The organism is Streptomyces sp. NPDC002076 (assembly GCF_053593835.1).
In genome coordinates this window covers 229,564-248,705 of sequence record NZ_JBSFDI010000005.1, presented here as the reverse complement: position 1 = coordinate 248,705, position 19,142 = coordinate 229,564, and the positions used below count along the sequence as shown (strand labels likewise).

The window sequence follows — 19,142 nt, the reverse complement described above, 5'->3', positions numbered from 1 at the left end:
GCCGCTCTCCGCCGCGTCGGCCGGCGGGGTGCCGGGCCTTCGGAGGTGGGTGATTCTGTAGGGGTGGGTGGTGTCCCAGCCCGCCGGAGCCCGGCGGACTACGCCGACTCGGGCCGCCGGGCGGTACGCGTGACGCTGGTCGCCGCGGCCGGTTTCTACCTCTTCCGCTACGGCCTCGACCGTCCTGTGGCGGCCACCTACGCCCTGTTCGCCGCCGTGGCACTCGGCGGACTCGCCAAGATCCCGGGCACCGGCCGACAGCGGGCCGCGACCGTGCTCCGCCTGCTCCCGGTGTGCTGGCTGCTGGTCGTCGTCGGCACGTATCTGTCCGTACGGACCTGGAGCGCCGTCGTCGGCATGCTGGCGGTCGGCTTCGGGCTCGCCTTCGCCGCCGTGGGCGGTCCTCGGCCGGCCGGGGCGGCGCCGGGCCTGCAACTCCTCTACATCCTCCCGTCGTTCCCTCCGTACGCCCCCGGCACGCTGGGCGAGCGACTGATCGGGACCAGCACCGGACTGGTCCTCTTCATCGTCGCCGAAGCACTGATCTTCCCCGAGCCCAGCCCGCCGCCGTACCGGGAACGGGCCGCCCACGCCGTACGGACCGCCGGACACGGCGCGACCCTCCTCGCCGCACCGCCGTACGCCCTGACCGGCCCCGAGATCCGCGCGGCCGGGGAGGCCAGTCGGAGCCTGCGGTCCCTGACCGTGCCGGAGGCGGAACGCCCGGCCGGGCCAGGCCTGCGCGACCGCGCCCTCGCCCACACCGGCCTCGCCACGCGTACCCTCCTCAGCCGCCTGGCACAACTGCCCGTCCCGCCCGGCGGACAGCCCGGCCCCGAGGTGACCGCCGTACTGCGGGCCGTCGCCCGGCTGGCCACGGCGACGGCGGACTGCCTGGGGACCGGGCCGTCGCCGGTTGTGCCCTACGAGGACCTGGTCAGGGCACGCGCGCACCTGTCGGCCGTGTCCGCGGGCCCGGCCCCCGGAACCGCTCGCGCGCCGGACTTCCCGCCCGCCGTACTGCGCCGGCACGCCGCCGTGCTGGAGATCGCCGACGCCGCGCTCGCCATGGCCACGGCGGCCGATCTCGCCGTACGCGGAAGGCATGCCGCGGTGGAGATCTCGCGAGGCCGCTTCTGGTACGCCGGCACGCGGGCGCCGCTCCTGTGGTGGCACCGGCTCTGCGGCCACGCCGGTCGCCGGTCGGTGTTCTTCCAGAACGCGGTCCGTATCGCCCTGGCGCTGACCGCGGCCCGGCTCGTGGCCGGCGTGGACACGCTGCCCCATGGATTCTGGGCGATGCTGGCGACGCTCACCCTGACCCGGACCACCATGGACGAGACCTGGCACACCATCCGCCTGGCGCTCGCGGGCACCCTGGCCGGAGCTCTCGTCACCGTCGGGGCACTGAGCCTGGCCGGCACGGACACCGCCGTCTACGCCGTCGTACTGCCGGTGTGGATGCTGTTCGCCTTCACGGTGGGGCCGGTCAAGGGCGTCGGCTGGGCACAGGGCCTGTTCACCGTGCTCGTGGCCCTGGTCTTCGCCCAGCTGGCCCCGCCGACCTGGCAGCTGGCGGAGGTCAGGATGCTGGACGTGCTGGTCGGCAGCGCGATCGGTGCCGTCTTCGGACTGCTGGCCTGGCCGCGCGGTGCCCATGACGAGCTGCGCTACGCGTCGGCGGAACTCCTGCGCAGGGCGGCCGAGATCGTGGTGGCGACCGGCGCCTCGGTGGCGGGCGGCGGCGCGGTGGCCGCGCCGTCCGGGGTGTTCGGGCACCGGTCGTTGCAGCGCGCGGTCATCCTCGCCGAGTCCGCGTTCGCGCAGTTCCAGAGCGAGCCGACACCGTTCGGCGGCGCGCCGCGCAGGCCCGCTCCCCGCACCGTGGACTGGCAGGCCGCGCTGATGGCCGGGCACCACACCCTGTGGGGCTCCGAACGCCTGTTGACGCCGCCGCTCACCGGCCTCGGCCCCGTGGCGGCCGATTCCCTCAGCGGGCTGGGGGACCGGGTGGCCGGGCGGATGCTGCTGATCTCGGCGGCCCTGGACCCCGGAGCGGACACCCCGACCGGGCCGATTCCGCTGGTCGATCCGGGGCTTGTCGGGCCCGTCGCCGAGCCGCCCGGCGCACCCCGCCGGTACTACGCGACCGTGTCGTGGCTGGACTCGCTGATGACCGATCTGACCCGGCTCGCGCGCGGCAGCCCGGAGCCAGGACAAGGCCCGCCCACGCCGTGACCGTGCCGCCGGATCCGGCCGCGGCCGAGGGCGGCGCCGTTTGGCCCACGTCACGGCGGGGGACCCGGAGCGACATGTTCCGAACCGTCGCGCGTGGCTGTGCCGCCGGGGCCGCCGGCACCACCGCGTTGAACGCCGTCAGCTGCCTGGACATGGCGCTGCGCGGCCGGCCTTCGAGCAGCGCCCCCGAGGCCGTCGTGGAGAAGATCACCACCCGGGCGGGACGCCCCGTCCCCGACGGGGAGGGACGGGACAACCGGCTCTCCGGTCTGGGGGCGCTGTCGGGCATCGCCGTGGGAGTCGGGACGGGCCCCTCGTGTCACTGCTCCACCGCGCCGGGCTACGGCCGCACGCCTGGCTGGGCGCCGTGCTGACCGGAGCCCTGGCGATGACGCTGGCCGACGCGCCCATAGCCGGCCTGGACATCAGCGACCCACGCACTTGGTCGCCCGCCGACTGGACCTCGGACGCGCTCCCGCACCTCGCCTACGGCCTGGTCACCTACGGGGTCATCGCGGCTGCCTGAGGATGCGCCGCAGCCAGCGGGTACGGGCCTCGCGGGCGTCCTGGCTGAGCGCCGCCCGTGGTGCAAAGGTGTCGAAGCCGTGGCAGGCGCCGGGCCAGACGTGAAGTTCCGCCTGGCCTCCGGCCCGCCAGAGCGCGTGCGCGTAGGCCACGGCCTCGTCCCGCAGGGTTTCCGCCGACCCGACCTCGACATAGGCCGGGGGCAGTGCGGACAGATCGGTCGCGCGGGCGGGAGCCGCGTACGGCGGCAGGTCCGCGGCGCCGTACCGGTCGCCCAGCACCGCCTGCCAGGCGGTCGCGTTGGAGATCCGGTCCCAGGTGTCGATGCCGGCCATCTGACGGCTGGAGAAGGTGTTGCTGCGGTCGTCGAGCATGGGACAGAGGAGCAGTTGCCCGATCGCGCCGGGCCCGCCCCGGTCACGGGCGAGCAGGGCGAGCGCCGCGGCGAGTCCGCCACCGGCGCTCTTCCCCCCGACGACGACACGGCAGACGTCGATGCCCAGCTCCGCCGCGTGCGCGGTCGCCCAGACCAGCCCCGCGTAACAGTCCTCCACCGCCGCGGGATACCGCGCCGCGGGAGCCAGCCGGTACTCGACGGAGACGACCGCCAGCTCCAGGGTGGCGGCCCACTCGCGAAGGAGCCGCGGCAGCACGGACCACGCATTGCCCGTGACCATTCCGCCGCCGTGCATGTAGTACAGCAGGGGCAGCGGCCCGGTGATCCCGGCGGGCCGTGCGCTGACGAGGGTGACGTCCGGCCCGCCCGGCGGCCCGGGCACCCGCAGCTCCGCCGCCTCGAAGCGGCCGCCGGCCCGGAGGTCCCCGAGGGTCGGCCTGGGGCGCGCCGCAGCATCCCGCTCCTGCCGGGCCACGAGGTTCTCCGGGGTGACCGGCTCCCTCACATCACGCCCCGAACCCGCGAGCGCGACCGCCAGTTCGGGGTCGAGCGGGGGCGCGTCCCAAGCCAGCGGGACAAGGCCGGGCCCGGAGGGCAGGTCGTCAGCGAGGTCCGTGCGGTCCACTCGCTCACCCGCCGTGCACCGGTCATCGGGGCGGGCCGGATCAGGGCTCATCCGAGTTCCCGTGGCCCGTACAGCGCACTGCCGGCTTCGGTGGCGAGAGCCCAGTAGCGGTCGCCGTAGGACCAATGCCACCATTCGGTCGGGTAGTTGACCAGGCCGACGGCATTCAGCGCTGCGCCGAGCACCCGCCGGTTGGCCCGCGCCTCGGGGCCGATCGTGGCGGCATCCGTGTAACAAGCGCCGTCGCTCTCCTCCGGGTCGGCGTTCACCCGTGTCCCCATGTCGAGTTCCCGGCCCTGGGCGTCGACGAGCGTGAGGTCCACCGCGGCGCCGGCGCTGTGCGGAGCGATCTCCGGCGGCGACACATACCGGCTCGCGGCCTCGCGCACCCGCGCCGGCGACCAGTCAGGATGAGCGGCCCGCAGCGTGCCGGCGTACCGCTCGAAGTACTCGCGCTGCAGCGCGGGCGGCCGGTACCCCTCGACGAACAGCAGACGCAGCCCGTCCGGGAGGAGTTGCCGGGCCCTGAGAAGGCGCATCAGGACGCCTTCTCGCAGATGTGCGAACGCCCCTGACGGTTCGGCCCTGCGCGCGTCCACGGCGAGGGAATCCCGCAGCCGGACGTCGACGAGCGGTTCCCCGCAGTCGATCACGGGGACCGCCGCGACCCTCGGATCCGACATCAGCACGATCCTGTTCATGCGCCGATCCTCGCCGATCGGCCCACAACAGGTGGCCACCTGTGCCGCCTTGGCCAAAAGCCATGGGTCCTGGTAGTCATGGCCTGTGCGATTCGAGAGTGTCCCCATGCCGGCGTCGGTCGAGGCACGGCCCCGTGACGCCCGTGGGTATCCGGTCCCGGCGATCACCCCCTGGGAAGGGGAGGAGCCGCAGTTCGCGCTGACCGACTACGAACGCAGCGCCGCATGCGCGCGGAAGCGTCTGTGCTCGGTGTGCAACCAGGCCATGCCGCGGGGACCCGTGTGGCGTGTGGTGGGGGCCGGGGAGAGCGCGGCGATCGGGGAGGCGCTGGCCGCCGGACGGCCCTATCGCAATCTCGCGCCGACCCTCGAAGGACCGGGCCACCGTGCCTGCATGCTGTACGCCTCGATGGTGTGCCCCTATCTGGCCCGGCCCAACGCCCGGCGCGGCATGTCGGCGACGGAGCCGGACGACATGACCTCGCATGTGGTGCGGGGCGCCGTCCGGGGCACGATGGGTGCGGTGGTGGGCTTCGGCGAGTACGAGTACGCCGTCACCGGCAGCCGGGTGCTCTTCCGGTTCCTCGACGTCGTCGAGTTCCTGCCGCACGACACCGCCGACGCGCACCTGGACGAACTGCGGGCCGAGCTCGCCCGGACCGCGAAGTGACCCGCACTCCGCGCCCCGGGCGCGCCCGGCCCGTTCACTCGTACGACGTCAGGGGCGGTACGCCGCCAGCCCGACCGTCGAGGTGACCTTGGCCGGACGACCCGAGCCGTCGGCCGGCAGGGTCACCGTGCCGGACGGGGTGCGCACCGCGAGGGTCTTGCCGTCGGGGGACCAGGCCGGCTCGGTGTAGTCGGTCGTGGCGTGCGGGGTGAGGTCCTTGATGTGGTTGCCGTGCATGAAGTCCTCCACGAGCACGTGGTCGTGGCCGGCGACCGAGCGCACGAAGACGACCTCCTCCTCGTTCGGGGACAGCGCCGGCTGGGAGCCCTGGGTGAGCTTGCCGCCCTGCTGGCGCAGGTAGTCGTCACGGATGTAGACGGCACCGGTGTGGTCGTTGGCGTAGACCGAACTGCCGTAGTGACCGGCCGCGTTCGGCCAGACGTTGCCGGTCTGCGGCAGCGCACCGCCCGGACCCGGGTCGCCGTTCAGGGACAGCGTCCTGGGCGTGCCGTGGACGGCCTTGGCGGAGATGTACTTCAGCCGGGACACACCGTTGGCGCTCGCCGCGAAGATGAGGTTGTCCTTGGCGGGGATGCCGTTCTGGGTGTCCTTCGCGGTCACCTGCCAGGTCGGGTGGGACCAGTTCTGGTTGCCGGGGTTCTTGGCGACGACGACACGCCCGCTGCCGTCCGGGTTGGCGATGTCCAGGTTGCCGGAGCCGTCCACGAAGGCGGCCTGCTTGCCGTCCGGGGACCAGGCGAGGTCCCGGACGGGCACCCCGAAGTTCACCTTGTGGCCGCCGATCAGCACGTACTTGGTGCCGTTGCTGACGGTCAGGGTGCCGTGCGAGGCGCTGGTCGCGGCCGACGCGGCGCCGGAGACGCCCAGCAGCGCGGTGCCGGTGACGGCTGCGGCCACGGCGATGGCGGCCGCCATGGTGCGGGTGCGTGAGGTCATGAGTCGATTCCCCCAGGAACATGGACTGGTCAGGTCGTGCGGTGAAGCCGAGCTTGGCAGGGCCTGATCTTGGAACTGTCAGTTCGGTGTCACAGGGACGTAACACCCATACCGCGGCGACAACCGCACGGAGTGCTGGCTGCCTGCGGTGCAGCGGCGCGCTGATCCACGCGCACGTCCCGCACGTAGCATCCACGAGCTGGACGTCGATGCCGAGCACCTGCCGCTCGCCATCGGAGCACAGGCTCAGGGCATGGACGCCAGCGAGTCCAGCTCACTCCCGATCGCATCCCGCAGTGCGTCGTGCTGCGGACCGAGCCCGAACCGCTCGTCCCGCCACCGGTCCGGCGGATACAGCCATACGGGCTTGCCCACCACCTCGGGTGACTCCCACGCGAACCGGGGCCAGACGTGGGCGTGCAGAAACGGGTCCGTGTTGCCGAGGATCTCCAGGTTCACCCTGCGGAAGGCGGGATCCAACCGTCGACAGGCCCGTTCCACGGCCTCTCCGAGCCGGTCCATGTCGGACAGGAACGCCAGCCGCTTGTCCCGGGGCAGGTCGGACAGCCGCTGAACACCTGGCTCGTCCACCAGCAGCACCGAGTAGCCCGGCAGGAACTGCACGTCGCCGATCACCGCGAACCCCGCCCGGAGCCGCCGTAGCACCGTCGGGTTCTCGCCCCGCAGAGCAGCCCCGATCCGGTCCGTGCGCCAATCATCACTCATGGCCCCAGGTTATGACCTGCCCGTACAAGCAGGGGTATGGCCTGAGCAGTTGTTTCAGAGCGCGCCGACAGGTCGACGGCCCGGTCGAAGTCCTGCGGCTCCAGCACGCTCAGGATGCCTTCGAGCAAGTAGTAGTCGGCGTAGGGGAGGGGGGTCTACGGCTCTCACCAGAGCCCGCCGGAGCCTGGGTGGCAAGCCAGTCACCGGCGATGCAGGTCAGCGACACCTTCTGCTGCCTGGGCGTCAGCTCACCCTTGACGGCCAGGTCGATGCCCCATCCGCGGTGCCGGACCCGGTACACCAGGCCCATGCCGCCGGTGCGGATCACGTTCCGCACCTCGTGGACACCGAGCACGACCTCCCCCGGGGCCCACACGGCCTACTCCGCCAGCGCGACGTACAGGGGGGTGCCGAGCAGGACCCCGGGGCCCGCATCCGGTGAACCAGGCGTGTACAGCAGGCGTTTGGCGACGAACTCCACCCGTTGCGCCGGGCCGGGCATCAGCTGGTTGGCGCGGTGCACGGCCTGTGCGGCGGGCGGGACGCCGGTCCGGCAGGGCTGGTTCTCGTCGGCGCCGATCGCCTGGACCAGCGACTGGATCTGTGGGTCCTCGGCCAGGGCGGCGAGCATCGAGGGGGTCAGCGACCTGGGCAGCACGGTCTCCGACTGGGGCGACGGGGTGCCCAGCACGTGGCGGGTGGACCCGCCGAGGCCCAGCACCGTGCGGGCGGTCGAGCCGCCGAACCAGACCAGCTGGGATCCGCCGGGAACGGCCCCCACCGCAGCGGCAGCACCCCCTGGACGAACCGTCCCGGTTCGTCGACTGTGCCGAGTTCGTCGGCGTCCGCCAGGAAGCGCACGAGCCGCTCGAGCCGCGCGCCGCGCTCCTCTCCCGCAGTCTCCTCGCTGACGCGCCGGCCGCCCACGACCCTCAGGTTGACGCTCACTTCGGTGGTGTGCTCGTGCTGGGGCCCCGGTTCGAGCTGCGCAAGCAGCATGTCGACCTTGCTGTGGCTCACATACAGGTAATGGCGCGCCGGGTGCTCCCGCCCTCAACAGCCTTGCCCAGCACGCCCATTATCTTGTCCCGGGTCCAGGGGATCGCGCCGCCGGCCAGGAGGGCGTCCGGCTTGCGGGGTGACAGGTCGTGGCTGTCGGATGAGGCGGCCGCGCGGGTTGTAGCGCTGGATGGGCGACTCGGCTGCCTCGATCGCGCCCGCGCGCCAACTGCCGTCGCCGGTCAGCCGCCAGGCGGTGACCGAGGACGGATAGAAGACGAGGCCGAGGTTGTGGGTGGTGGTGTCGTGCGGGGATCAGGTCCACTTCTCGAACCTCGTGCCGACGGGAAAGCCGGTCACCCCCCGGGCGCGACGGCGTGCAGTTTTTCATCCCGTAGTCGGCTGCCACGTGAAGCGTTCCCGCAGACGATGCCGGGCTCTGGTCCCCGGACGCCTCCGCGTCGTCGGCGGGGGAGACGGAGGTTGCGGTGGTACCGGCTGCCACGGCGAGCACGGTGCGCCGGGAGATGCTCATGGACGGGCTTCCAAGGTGAGCAATGCGGCAGGGGCGTTGAGTGAGTCCGGGCACGGCAGCGGTCTTGGTGTGCGCCCCCATGTGCATGGTCCATAGAAGTGAACAGAGCAGGGACGTGAGGCCTACTGTGGCGCACAACTCGGCCGCGGGTACGGTGCGGAGCGACCCGCTCATCCGGCCGACGTGTCCGGCGATTCCGGGGACGGCCGGGAGGGTCGGACCGATTCCCATCCGGAAGGTGACCGCCGATGTCCCAGTCCGCCATGACCACCCCCATCGCGAGCGCGCCGAGCACCCCGGTCCTCGCCGAGGTCGTACGCTCCGGATTCGTCGAAGGGCGGCACCGGGGCAGCGTGGTGCTCCTCGCCGCGGACGGCTCGGTGGAGTGGGCGATCGGCGATGTGACGTCCCCCGTCTTCCCGCGTTCCGCCAACAAGCCGATGCAGGCGGCGGGCATGCTGCGGGCCGGCCTCCGCATCCAGGGAGAACGGCTGGCCCTGGCTGCCGCGAGCCACTCCGGCGAGCCGTTCCACCGCGACCTGGTGCGAGCGATGCTCGACGAGCACGGGCTGACCCCGGAGCACCTTCAGTGCCCGCCCGCCCTGCCGCTGGACCAGCAGGAGCAGGAGGCCTATCTGGCGGCCGGCGGCCGGCGCGACCGCGTGGCCATGAACTGCTCCGGCAAACACACGGCGATGCTGGCCGCCGCCGCGCTGCGGGACTGGCCGCTGGAGTCCTACCTCGACCCGGACCATCCGCTGCAGCGCGTCATCCGTACGGTCGTGGAGGAGGCGGCCGGTGAACCGGTGGCCGCCGTCGGTGTGGACGGCTGCGGGGCGCCGCTGATGGCGATCGGCCTGACCGGCCTCGCCCGTGCCTTCCGCTCCTTCGTCCTCGCCGCACCCGGCGCCCCCGAACGGCAGGTCGCCGACGCCATGCGCGCCCACCCCGAGTACGTCGCCGGCACCCACCGCCACGACACCTGGCTCATGAAGGAGATACCGGGCGTCCTGTCGAAGGTGGGCGCGGAAGCCGCGCAGGCCCTCGCCCTGCCCGACGGCCGCGCCCTGGCCCTCAAGATCGAGGACGGTGGAGTGCGTGCCCTCGGCCCCGTCCTGGCCCGTGCGCTGCGCCTGATGGGCGTCACGGCGCCCGTCGTGGACCGCGTCGGTCGTACGCCGGTGCTGGGTCGGGGGCGGGAGGTGGGGGAGGTGCGAGCGGTGTTCTGACACGTGTCACTGACGGCATGTCAGCCGCGCTGGGCGGCAAGGAGGCTGGTGCGGCCTTCCGGCTGTGGACGCGGCGGACGGCTGTTGTCTTACGTTCCTTGAGCGTTTGACTGGCGATTCCTGTGCGGACGGTGTGCTCTCCCTAGGGTCCATGAGGCTTTCGAAAGAAGGGGCTCATGGACTCACTGCTCGCGATCCGGGCTCGCGGGATCACCAAGTGCTTCGGTGATGTCGTCGCGCTCGACGGCATCGACCTCGATGTGGCGCAGGGACAGATCCACGGGCTGGTCGGCCCGAACGGCGCCGGCAAGACGACGCTCCTCGGGCTCCTGCTCGGGCTGGCCGTGGCCGACAGTGGCCGTCTGGAGATCCTCGGTACGCCGGTGGGCAGGACGTTCGCCGCTCCCGACGGTGTCGCCGGGTTCGTGGACGGCCCTGGCCTCTATCCGTCGCTCACCGCCAGGCAGAACCTCGCCGCGCTCGTGGCCCTGCGCGGCCAGGACCCCCGCACGGCGGGCATCGACGACGTAATCGCCCAAGTCGGACTCACCGACGTCTCCGACGACCGGATCCGGGGCTTCTCCCTGGGCATGCGGCAACGGCTCGGGCTCGCCGCCGCCCTGCTCACCAAGCCCCGGCTGCTCGTGCTCGACGAGCCGTCCAACGGCCTCGACCCGGCCGGAAAGAAGCCCGTCCACGGCGTCCTCGCCCGGCTCGCGGCGGAGGGAACCAGCGTCGTGCTGTCGAGCCACCGCATGGACGACCTGGAGGCACTGTGCTCCGAGGTCACCATCCTCGCCACCGGACGCGTCGTCTTCTCCGGCCCGTTGCGCAAACTGGCCGCCGAGACCCGTGAACTCGACTACCGGCTGATCGCCTCCGACCCGCGGACCGCCCGTCGGCTCGCTGCCGGCACGCCCGGGATCCACCTCGTCGACGACGGACGCCCCGGCAGCGACGAGGTGCTCGTCGTACGCGCCCTGGTGCCGGCCCTCGACGAACTCGTGGTGCGGCTCGTCCAGTCGGGCACCGCCTTGCGGGAGCTCGCCCCCGTGGTGTCCCCGCTGGAGGCCGCCTTCCTGGCCCTGACCGAGCATCAGGAGGCCGCCAGGGAAGGGACGGGGCCCGCCGCCGAGCAGCAACAGGAAGCCGGCGCCCAGCCGCAGGACACCGACGCCCAGCAGCAGGAGGCCGGCCGATGACCGCCACCGTGACCGCTCCCGCCCCCGACCGGTCCACCGGTGCCGGCCGTGTCTCGGTGGCCCGCGGCTACCGCTTCGAACTGGTCAAGCTCGTCTCGCAATGGCGGATCCGCCTGCTGGTGCTCGCCTGCTGGGTCGCCCCGGCGCTCTTCGTCGCGGCGGTGAGCCAGCAGAGCACACTGCCCTCCGACACCCTCTTCGGCCGCTGGATGCTCGCCACGGGGTGGGCCGGACCGCTGGTGATGCTCGGTTTCGCGGGCACCTGGGCGCTGCCGCTGCTGACCTCGGTGGTCGCCGGTGACGTGTTCGCCTCCGAGGACCGGCTCGGCACCTGGCGCCACCTGCTCGTGGCGGTCCGCTCGCCCCGGCGCATCTTCGCGGCCAAGGCGCTGGCCAGCCTCACCGTCATCCTGCTGCTGGTGGCCGGGCTGGCCTGCTCCAGTGCGGCCGGCGGTCTGGTGACCGTCGGCAACCGGCCGCTGGTCGGTCTCGACGGCCACCAGTTGACGCCGTCGGACGCCGCGGGCAAGGTCGCCCTCGCCTGGGTGTGCGTACTCGCCCCGACCCTGGCCCTCGCCGCGATCGGACTCCTCGGGTCCGTCGCGCTGGGGCGGTCCCCGATGGGCCTGCTGCTGCCCGCTGTCGTCGCGCTCGCGATGCAGGTCGCGCAGATGCTGCCGCTCCCGGTCGCCGTACGCCTCGCCCTGCCCGGCTACGCCTTCATCGCCTGGAACGGCCTGTTCACCAGCCCGGCACAGCTCGGCCCGCTCCTGATCGGCATCGTGGTCAGCCTGGTGTGGGCCCTGCTGGCGACAACGTTGGCGTATCTGCTGTTCCTGCGGCGGGACTTCACGAATCTCACCGCCGACGGCCCGGGGCGCCGCGCGGTCACCGTCGGTCTCCTGCCGCTCGTCGCACTGGCCGGCGCGACCGTCGCCGTCGTCGCCTCGGCGACCGGGGCCACGGGCTCCGGGATCTCGCAGGACAAGGTGCAGCGCTCCCTCGCCACGGAGTTCGCCCACCTCTATCGCATGCAGACCGAGCAACTCAACCGCCCGCACGTCACCGAAGCGCAGCTGAAGGCCGCTGCGACGTGTGACAAGGGCAGCGTCAGGGTCGCCGCCGAGGGCCCCGGCAACGACTGGCGCTGCGTCGTGTCCTGGCACCTGCCTGGCGTCGAGGCCACCGGGACGGCCGTCTACCAACTCGACGTCACCTCAGACGGGCGGTTCGTCGCCGACGGCGACGGACCGAAGGAAGTGAACGGCTACTTCCTGGTGCGGACCCAGACCGGCGACGCACCGAACCCCCTTTGGCAGTTCGACGGCAACGTCGAACTTCTCAGCACCTCGAAAGGATGACTCTCCATGCAGGTAACACGTCATCGCAGGCCTGTGGAGACGGAGTTTCGCGGTAGACGAATCGGGCGCCGGAGCGCCCTCACGGCGGGCGCCACAGCGGTCGTCCTCGCCGTCACCGCCGGCGTCGGATACGCCCAGACCCACCAGTTCGGCACCGACCAGGTCGGCCAGACGACCGACCGAGGCCAGGTCGTCTCCAGCGACCAGTACCTCGCTCCGTACGGCGAACGCCTCGTCATCAACAACGGCAAGATCATGTCGTCCTCGCCCAGCCCGGACGGCACCCACATAGCGGCCGCGGTCACCGACGGTGGCAGCGCGCTGGCCATCGTCGACGTGAAGAACTGGGAGGTGCAGCAGGTCGTCGGCACCGCCGCCACGTCGACCCCGCGCCTCAGCAGCAACTCCGTGGGCCAGGAAGGCCCCACGTACTCGCCCGACGGCAAGCAGCTGTGGCTGGGCCAGACCGACGGCTACACCAAGTTCGCGGTCAACCCGGACGGCACCGTCGACAACCCGACCACCATCAAGATCCCGGCGGACGGATCCAAGCACGCCCTGGTCGGCGCGGCGGTGTTCTCCGCCGACGGCTCCACCGTGTACTCCGCGGTCAACGGCCAGAACCGGGTGGTCGCCATCGACGCGGCGACCGGCGCCATCAAGCAGAGCTGGAACGTGGGCAACGCCCCGCGCGACATGGTCCAGGTCGGCAGCAAGCTCTACGTCAGCAACGAGGGCGGCCGTCCGGCCAGGGCCGGCGACACCACCATGAACTCGTACGGCACCCAGGTGCCGGCCAACCCGAAGACCGGAGCCACCACCACCGGCACCGTCAGCGTCATCGACCTGGCGAACCCGGCCGCGGACGCGTCGAGCATCGACGTCGGTCTGCACCCGACCGCCCTGTACGCCAAGGGCAAGGCGCTGTTCGTCACCAACACGGCCAGCAACAACGTGTCGGTCATCGACACCGACAAGAACAAGGTCGTGCAGACCATCGACACCCGGCCGTGGCCGGAGGCGTCGGTGGGCTACGAGCCCAACGCGGTGACGCTCACCGACGACGGCCGGCTGCTGGTGACCCTCGGCCGAGCCAACGCGGTCGCCGTCTACCGGTACAAGAGCCCGCTGGAGCCGGTGAGTTACATCGGTCTGCTCCCGACGGACTACTTCCCCGCGGAGATCACGACCGTCGGCAACCAGGTGCTGGTCTCCAACACCCGTGGTATCGACGCCCGCCGCCCGAACAACCCCGCCGGGCACGGCACCCACGACACGACGTCCAGCGTGCAGCGGTTCACTCTGCCGGACGACAGCGTCATCAGGTCCGAGACGGCCAAGGTCTTCCAGCAGAACGGCTGGACCCCCGGCTCGGTCTCGATGGCCAGGGGCGGGAGCAAGGCGCGTCCGGTGCCGGTCCCGCAGCGGCTCGGCGACCCCTCGACGATCAAGCACGTGTTCCTGATCGTCAAGGAGAACCGGACCTACGACCAGGTCTTCGGTGACATGCCGCAGGGCAACGGCGACCCGTCGGTGACGCAGTTCGGCGAGAACGTGACGCCGAACCAGCACGCGCTGGCCAAGCAGTTCGGCCTGTACGACAACACGTACGACGTCGGCACGAACTCGGCCGAGGGTCACAACTGGCTGATGCAGGCCGACGACCCGGAGTACACCGAGTCCTCGGCCGGTGAGTACCAGCGCAGCTACGACACCGAGAACGACGCGCTCGGCCACCAGAAGTCCGGCTTCATCTGGACCGGTGCGCAGGCGGCCGGGAAGACCGTGCGGGACTTCGGCGAGTTCCAGTCGATCGAGAACAAGCCGTCCGGCGCGACCTGGCAGAACCTGTACTGCGACGCCAAGAACATGGACGCGACCGGCCGGCCCACCGCGTACCCCATCCAGACGGGTTCGGCGATCCCCTCGCTCAACTCCGTCTCGGTGCCCGGCTTCCCGATGTTCGACCTCGACGTCCCGGACGTCTACAAGTACCAGATCTGGAAGCAGGACTTCGAGAAGAACGGTCCGGCCAACCTGAACATGTTCTGGCTCTCCAACGACCACACCGGTGGTCCGGCGAGCCCGGCGGCCGAGGTGGCGGACAACGACCTCGCGGTCGGCAAGATGGTCGACGAGATCTCCCACAGCAAGTACTGGAAGGACTCGGCCATCTTCGTCGTCGAGGACGACTCCCAGGCCGGTCTCGACCACGTCGACGGCCACCGTGCGCCGATCCAGATCATCAGCCCCTGGGCCCAGCACGGCACCGTCGACAACCACTACTACTCGCAGATCACGATGGTCCGCACCATCGAGCAGATCCTCGGGATCCACCCGATGAACCAGAAGGACAGTGCGGCCAGCCCGATGCGCGGGGCGTTCACCCAGCGCCCGGACTACACGCCGTTCAAGGCGCTGCCCAACCGGACCTCGCTGACCGACGGCCTGAAGACCCCGCCCTCCTGCGGCGTCGACACCCCGGCGACGCAGGACCCGAAGGCGGCGGCCGTCCCGGCGGCCGAGGTCCCGGCGGGCATGCGGCAACTCGCCGCCGAGTGGGACAGCTGGAAGTCGAAGCAGCACCTGACCGGCTCCCACGCGACGGCCGACTTCGCCAACCCGGCCCAGATGAACCACTTCACGTGGTACCAGACGCACAACTGGAGCACGCCGTACCCCGGTGAGAAGAAGATCTACGCACCGAACGACGTGCCAGGTGCCTACATCCCGTCGTCGGAGTCCGACGGCTGATACAGGCTGACCCGTCGCGGACCCCTGGCCGGCCACACGCCTGCCGGGGGTCCTCGGCGTTCCGGCGCTCGTGAGGTGCGGAGATCCCATTCGGGCATAGCCTGGCAATGGGCAGGACTCGTACCTCTCAGAAGGCACTCCGTCATGAACACCATCGACGAAACGACTGTCGGCGGTCTGCGCGAGGCACTGCGGGGATCCCTGATCACACCGCAGGACCCCGGATACGACGCGGCCCGCAGCATCTACAACGCCATGATCGACCGGAGGCCGGCCGCCTTCGCCCAGTGCGTGGACGTGGCGGACGTGCAGTCGGTGATCTTCTACGCCCGGGACACCGGAGTCGAGCTCGCCGTGCGCGGCGGCGGCCACAGCGGCCCGGGTCTGTGCCTGGTCGACGACGGACTCGTCCTCGACCTGACGCCGATGCGCTGGGTCAGGGTGGACCCGGAGACGGACACCGCTCAGGTGGGCGGAGGCAGCCTGCTCGGTGACCTGGACCATGCGACACACGCCGTCGGGCGCGCCGTGCCGGCCGGGATCGTGTCGACCACCGGCGTCAGCGGTCTCACCCTGGGCGGCGGCCACGGTTATCTCACCCGCAGGTACGGCCTGACGATCGACAGCCTGTTGTCGGCCGATGTCGTCCTCGCCGACGGCAGCTATGTCACCGCGTCGGCGGACAGCCACCCGGACCTGTTCTGGGCGCTGCGCGGTGGCGGCGGCAACTTCGGCGTGGTGACGTCGTTCACCTTCGGGCTGCACCCGGCGTCCACGATCGGGGCCGCCGTGACGGTGTGGCCGGTCGACCGCACGCCCGAAGTGCTGCGCTGGTACCGGGAGTTCCTGCCTGCCGCGCCCGACGAGCTCTACGGGTTCTTCGCCCTGCTCGTCGTGCCGCCCGGGCCGCCCTTCCCCGAGTCGATCCACGGGCAGAAGATGTGCGCTGTGATCTGGTGCTATACGGGAGACCTCTCCGACGAGCGCCTGGCGGAGGTGTTCGCCGTCGTGAACGACCCGGCGCCGCCGGCCTTCCACTTCGCCACCCCGATGCCCTATCCCGCCTTGCAGACCATGTTCGACGGGCTGCTTCCCGAGGGACTGCAGTGGTACTGGCGCGGTGACTTCTTCCAGACCATCTCCGACGCCGCGATCGACGTCCACCACAAGTACGGCCAGAACATCCCGACCGGTCTGTCGACCACGCACCTGTACCCGGTGGACGGCACAGCGCACCAGCCCGACGCGGACGGCACGGCCTGGGCCTACCGGGACGCCGTCTGGTCCGGCATCGTCGCCGGCATCGACCCGGACCCCGCCAACGCCGAGATGATCCGGCAGTGGTGCGTCGACTACTGGACCGATCTGCACCCGCACTCCATGGGCGGTTCCTACGTCAACTTCATCGGCCCCGGGGAGAGCCAGGAGCGGGTCCGCACCACCTACCGCGGCCACTACGACCGCCTGGCCGCGGTCAAGCGCGCCTACGACCCGGACAACCTGTTCCGCGCCAACCAGAACATCCCCCCGGCGCCGGACTGACCCGCGCGCACCCCGTGAGCCGCGTCAGCGGCCGCCGTCGTGTTCGCTGATCCAGCGGGCGGCCAGCAGGCCGGAGCCGGCGGTGAGCGCGGCGGCGGCGACGACGGTGGCGTTCAGACCGAGAGTGTCGGCGAGGACGCCCGCGACGAGGGCGCCCAGGGCGTAGCCGATGTCGCGCCAGAAGCGGTAGGTGCCCAGCGCGCCCGTCCGCCAGGCGGGGTGCGCATGGTCGGAGACGGAGGCGATCAGGGCGGGGTAGACCATGGCGGTGCCGAGTCCGAGGGCGACGGCGGAGAGGACGCCCGCCAGGAGCGGGGTGTCCAACAGGACGAGGGCGAGGACGAATCCGACGGCCTGGGTCAGCATGCCCGCGACGATGAGCGGTTTGCGGCCGATCCGGTCGGAGAGGTGGCCGGTGGGGATCTGACCGAGGCCCCAGAGGATGGGGTACAGGCCCTTGATGAGCCCGACGGCGGCGAGACCGAGACCGTGGTCGGTGAAGAGCAGGGGGAAGACGCCCCAGGTCAGGCCGTCGTTGAGGTTGTTGACCAGGCCGGCCTGGCTGGCGCCGCGCAGGGATCGCTGGTGCCAGGAGGTCCGGGCGAAGGTGGCGGCCAGGGCGGTGCGCTCGCCGGAGGCCAGGGGCTTGGTGTGCCGGGAGAGTTCGAGAGCGACGTGCGCGGCGGTGTCCCGCACGATCAGGGCGAGGCCGAGCCCGGCGGCGACGAAGACCACACCGATGAGTTCCGGCACCGGGCGCAGGCCGTACGCCGTGGCGAGATAGCCGGTGACCAGGGCGGTGGTGCCCACGGCGGTGTACCCGGCCGCCTCGTTCAGGCCGGTGGCCAGTCCTCGCCGGGCGGGTCCGACCAGATCGATCTTCATGTTGACCGTCATCGACCAGGTCAGGCCCTGGTTGAGGCCGAGCAGTACGTTCGCGGCGACGATCCAGCCCCAGGACGGCGCCCAGGCGAGGGCGAACGGCACGGGGATGCCGATGAGCCAGCCGGTCACCAGGAGCTGCTTGCGTCGGAAGCGGGCGGTCAGCGCGCCCGCGGCGAGGTTGGTCAGGGCCTTCGTCAGGCCGAAGGCGATGATGAAGGAGAAGACGGCCAGGTCATTGGTCAGGCCGAAGGTGCGGGCGCCGATCAGCGGGACGGTCGTGCGTTCCAGCCCGACGAGGCCGCCGACGCAGACGTTCACGATGACGAGCAGCGTGAACTGCAGCCAGTTCTCGCGAAGTCCCAGCCGAACAGGCCCGGCCGCGGACTCGGTGGTCGCGCTCACCGGGCGGCGCCCGCGGTGAGCCGGTGGCCGTGGGCGGCGGCGTAGTCGCCAGGGCTGCCGTTCAGCACGGTCAGGTCGGTGTGCCCGGCGCGCTCCAGGACACTGGCGGCGGTCATGGCGCGCTCCCCGTGCCCGCAGGCCACCACCGCGCCCCCGGGGACCTCCGCGGTGTGGGCGGCGAGGGCGCCGAGTTCGAGGTGGACGGCGCCGGGGACGTGTCCGGCGGTGTACTCGGCGGTCTGCCGGACGTCGAGGTACGGGGCGGCCGGTGCCTGGTCGGGGGTGACGAACGCGGTGGCCGAGGTGGGGAGGCCGGCCGCCTGCCAGGCGGTCATGCCTCCCGAGAGACGCCCGGCGAGCCGCTCGTAACCGATCTTGTACGCCTGCCAGACGAGCTCCGGCAGATCCTGGCCCTCCCCGGTGACGAAGGCGATGGGATCCTCGCCGGGCAGCAGCCAGCCCAGCCAGGTGGCGAACTGGGCGCGCAGCGGGATGGAGATCGACCCCGGTATGTGTGCGGCGGCGTACTGGGCTGCGGGACGGACGTCGACCACATGGCCGCCGCCGGCGAGCAGCGTGCGCACCTGCTCGGGGTCCAGGCCGGGCAGCGTCGGTGCGGCGGTCAGGACGGCGGGGCCGCGCCGGTTGAGCTCGGCGAGCCGGTCGAAGTAGGCGGGGTAGCTGCCGAGGCCCGCGAGCAGCCGGGACACGAAGGCGTCCTCGTCGGGTGCGGCGAGCAGCGGGTTGGCCTGCTTCTCCGCGCCGATGGTGGTGGTGCGCTCGGCGCCGGGCGGGGCCGAGCAGAACGACCCGGCGCCGTGGGTGGGCCATACCGCGGTCTCGTCGGGCAGCAGGGTCAGCCGACGCAGCGAGCGGTACTGCGCACGGGCCAGTTCCTCGGTGCGTTCGGCGCCGAGCAGGTCGGTGCGCGCGGCGGAGTTCACGATCAGCGAGCCGCCGGTGAACACCCCGAGCGGGCGGCCGCCGTCCAGCAGCAGGAAGGACAGGTGCTCGTCGGTGTGCCCGGGGGTGGCCAGGGCCAGCAGTGTCAGCCCGCCCAGGTCGACCTCGTCGCCGTCCGCGAGGCCCTGGTGCGGGAAGGCCCGGCGGCCGGCGGCGGAGGCCAGCACGGTGGCGCCGTGGTCGTGGCCGAGCTGCACGGCACCGGAGAGGAAGTCGGCGTGCAGATGGGTGTCGGCCGCGAACGCGACGCGCAGCCCGCGCCGGCCGGCGGCGGCGTGCAGGGCGCGCAGATCGCGGCTCGCGTCGACGGCCAGGGCACGGCCCTCACCCAGGTCGACGAGGTAGGCGCTGTTGCCCAGTCCTTCGTCCACCAGCGGAATCAGATGGTCCTCTGCGAACCCCATGGCCGTCCCTTCAACATCCGGTACTCC

General features: G+C 71.8%; 14 protein-coding genes and 2 pseudogenes. 8 read left to right on the top strand and 8 right to left on the bottom strand.

The genetic code is table 11. From position 1 onward, the window contains the following. Positions 1-63: 63 nt before the first annotated feature. Both ACWCQS_RS13165 and ACWCQS_RS13160 read left to right on the top strand, forming a co-directional pair. Complete coding sequence (locus ACWCQS_RS13165; protein WP_451004516.1) at positions 64-2,238, top strand: FUSC family protein; 2,175 nt, start codon at positions 64-66, stop codon at positions 2,236-2,238. Positions 2,239-2,312: 74 nt separating this feature from the next. After that, a pseudogene (locus ACWCQS_RS13160) lies at positions 2,313-2,764 on the top strand (hypothetical protein). Here the strand turns inward: ACWCQS_RS13160 and ACWCQS_RS13155 are convergent. Then, positions 2,748-3,731, bottom strand: coding sequence for an alpha/beta hydrolase (locus ACWCQS_RS13155; RefSeq protein ID WP_451004726.1), 984 nt, complete (start codon positions 3,729-3,731; stop codon positions 2,748-2,750). The pseudogene ACWCQS_RS13160 and the gene ACWCQS_RS13155 overlap by 17 nt on opposite strands. A gap of 101 nt (positions 3,732-3,832) precedes the next feature. Then, positions 3,833-4,486, bottom strand: coding sequence for a M15 family metallopeptidase (locus ACWCQS_RS13150; RefSeq protein WP_451004515.1), 654 nt, complete (start codon positions 4,484-4,486; stop codon positions 3,833-3,835). A gap of 106 nt (positions 4,487-4,592) precedes the next feature. Here ACWCQS_RS13150 and ACWCQS_RS13145 point away from each other — a divergent pair, with 106 nt between their 5' ends. Beyond that, entirely contained in the window at positions 4,593-5,156 is a 564-nt protein-coding gene (locus ACWCQS_RS13145) for a hypothetical protein (protein WP_451004514.1), read from the top strand. A 48-nt stretch (positions 5,157-5,204) separates the two neighbouring features. Here the strand turns inward: ACWCQS_RS13145 and ACWCQS_RS13140 are convergent, their stop codons facing one another. The 4 genes and pseudogenes from ACWCQS_RS13140 to ACWCQS_RS13125 form a co-directional block, all read right to left on the bottom strand. Continuing rightward, complete coding sequence (locus ACWCQS_RS13140) at positions 5,205-6,113, bottom strand: hypothetical protein (protein ID WP_451004513.1); 909 nt, start codon at positions 6,111-6,113, stop codon at positions 5,205-5,207. 246 nt (positions 6,114-6,359) lie between these two features. Next, positions 6,360-6,839, bottom strand: coding sequence for an HIT family protein (locus ACWCQS_RS13135; RefSeq protein WP_451004512.1), 480 nt, complete (start codon positions 6,837-6,839; stop codon positions 6,360-6,362). A gap of 109 nt (positions 6,840-6,948) precedes the next feature. Next, positions 6,949-7,215, bottom strand: coding sequence for a hypothetical protein (locus ACWCQS_RS13130; RefSeq protein ID WP_451004511.1), 267 nt, complete (start codon positions 7,213-7,215; stop codon positions 6,949-6,951). Between the two features lie 3 nt (positions 7,216-7,218). Next, positions 7,219-7,838: pseudogene (locus ACWCQS_RS13125) on the bottom strand (DUF7019 family protein). Between the two features lie 783 nt (positions 7,839-8,621). Between ACWCQS_RS13125 and ACWCQS_RS13120 the strand changes: the two are divergent. The 5 genes from ACWCQS_RS13120 to ACWCQS_RS13100 all read left to right on the top strand — a co-directional run bounded on the left by ACWCQS_RS13120 (position 8,622) and on the right by ACWCQS_RS13100 (position 16,461). After that, on the top strand, positions 8,622-9,602 hold the full coding sequence (locus ACWCQS_RS13120; RefSeq protein WP_451004510.1) for an asparaginase: 981 nt from the start codon (positions 8,622-8,624) through the stop codon (positions 9,600-9,602). Positions 9,603-9,778: 176 nt separating this feature from the next. Then, positions 9,779-10,804 carry an ABC transporter ATP-binding protein gene (locus ACWCQS_RS13115; protein ID WP_451004509.1) on the top strand — a complete coding sequence of 342 codons (1,026 nt, stop codon included), beginning with the start codon at positions 9,779-9,781 and terminating at the stop codon, positions 10,802-10,804. Next, entirely contained in the window at positions 10,801-12,165 is a 1,365-nt protein-coding gene (locus ACWCQS_RS13110; RefSeq protein ID WP_451004508.1) for an ABC transporter permease, read from the top strand. The genes ACWCQS_RS13115 and ACWCQS_RS13110 overlap by 4 nt, the downstream gene beginning before the upstream one ends. A 6-nt stretch (positions 12,166-12,171) precedes the next feature. Further along, complete coding sequence (locus ACWCQS_RS13105) at positions 12,172-14,919, top strand: alkaline phosphatase family protein (protein ID WP_451004507.1); 2,748 nt, start codon at positions 12,172-12,174, stop codon at positions 14,917-14,919. 144 nt (positions 14,920-15,063) lie between these two features. Next, positions 15,064-16,461, top strand: a complete 1,398-nt coding sequence (locus tag ACWCQS_RS13100) for an FAD-binding oxidoreductase (protein ID WP_451004506.1) — start codon at positions 15,064-15,066, stop codon at positions 16,459-16,461. A gap of 24 nt (positions 16,462-16,485) precedes the next feature. Here the strand turns inward: ACWCQS_RS13100 and ACWCQS_RS13095 are convergent, their stop codons facing one another. Together ACWCQS_RS13095 and ACWCQS_RS13090 are read right to left on the bottom strand one after the other, a co-directional pair. Further along, positions 16,486-17,748 (bottom strand): MFS transporter, encoded by a 1,263-nt coding sequence (locus ACWCQS_RS13095; protein WP_451004505.1) that lies wholly within the window; start codon positions 17,746-17,748, stop codon positions 16,486-16,488. After that, entirely contained in the window at positions 17,745-19,115 is a 1,371-nt protein-coding gene (locus ACWCQS_RS13090) for a rhodanese-like domain-containing protein (RefSeq protein ID WP_451004504.1), read from the bottom strand. The genes ACWCQS_RS13095 and ACWCQS_RS13090 overlap by 4 nt, the downstream gene beginning before the upstream one ends. Positions 19,116-19,142: the final 27 nt, after the last annotated feature.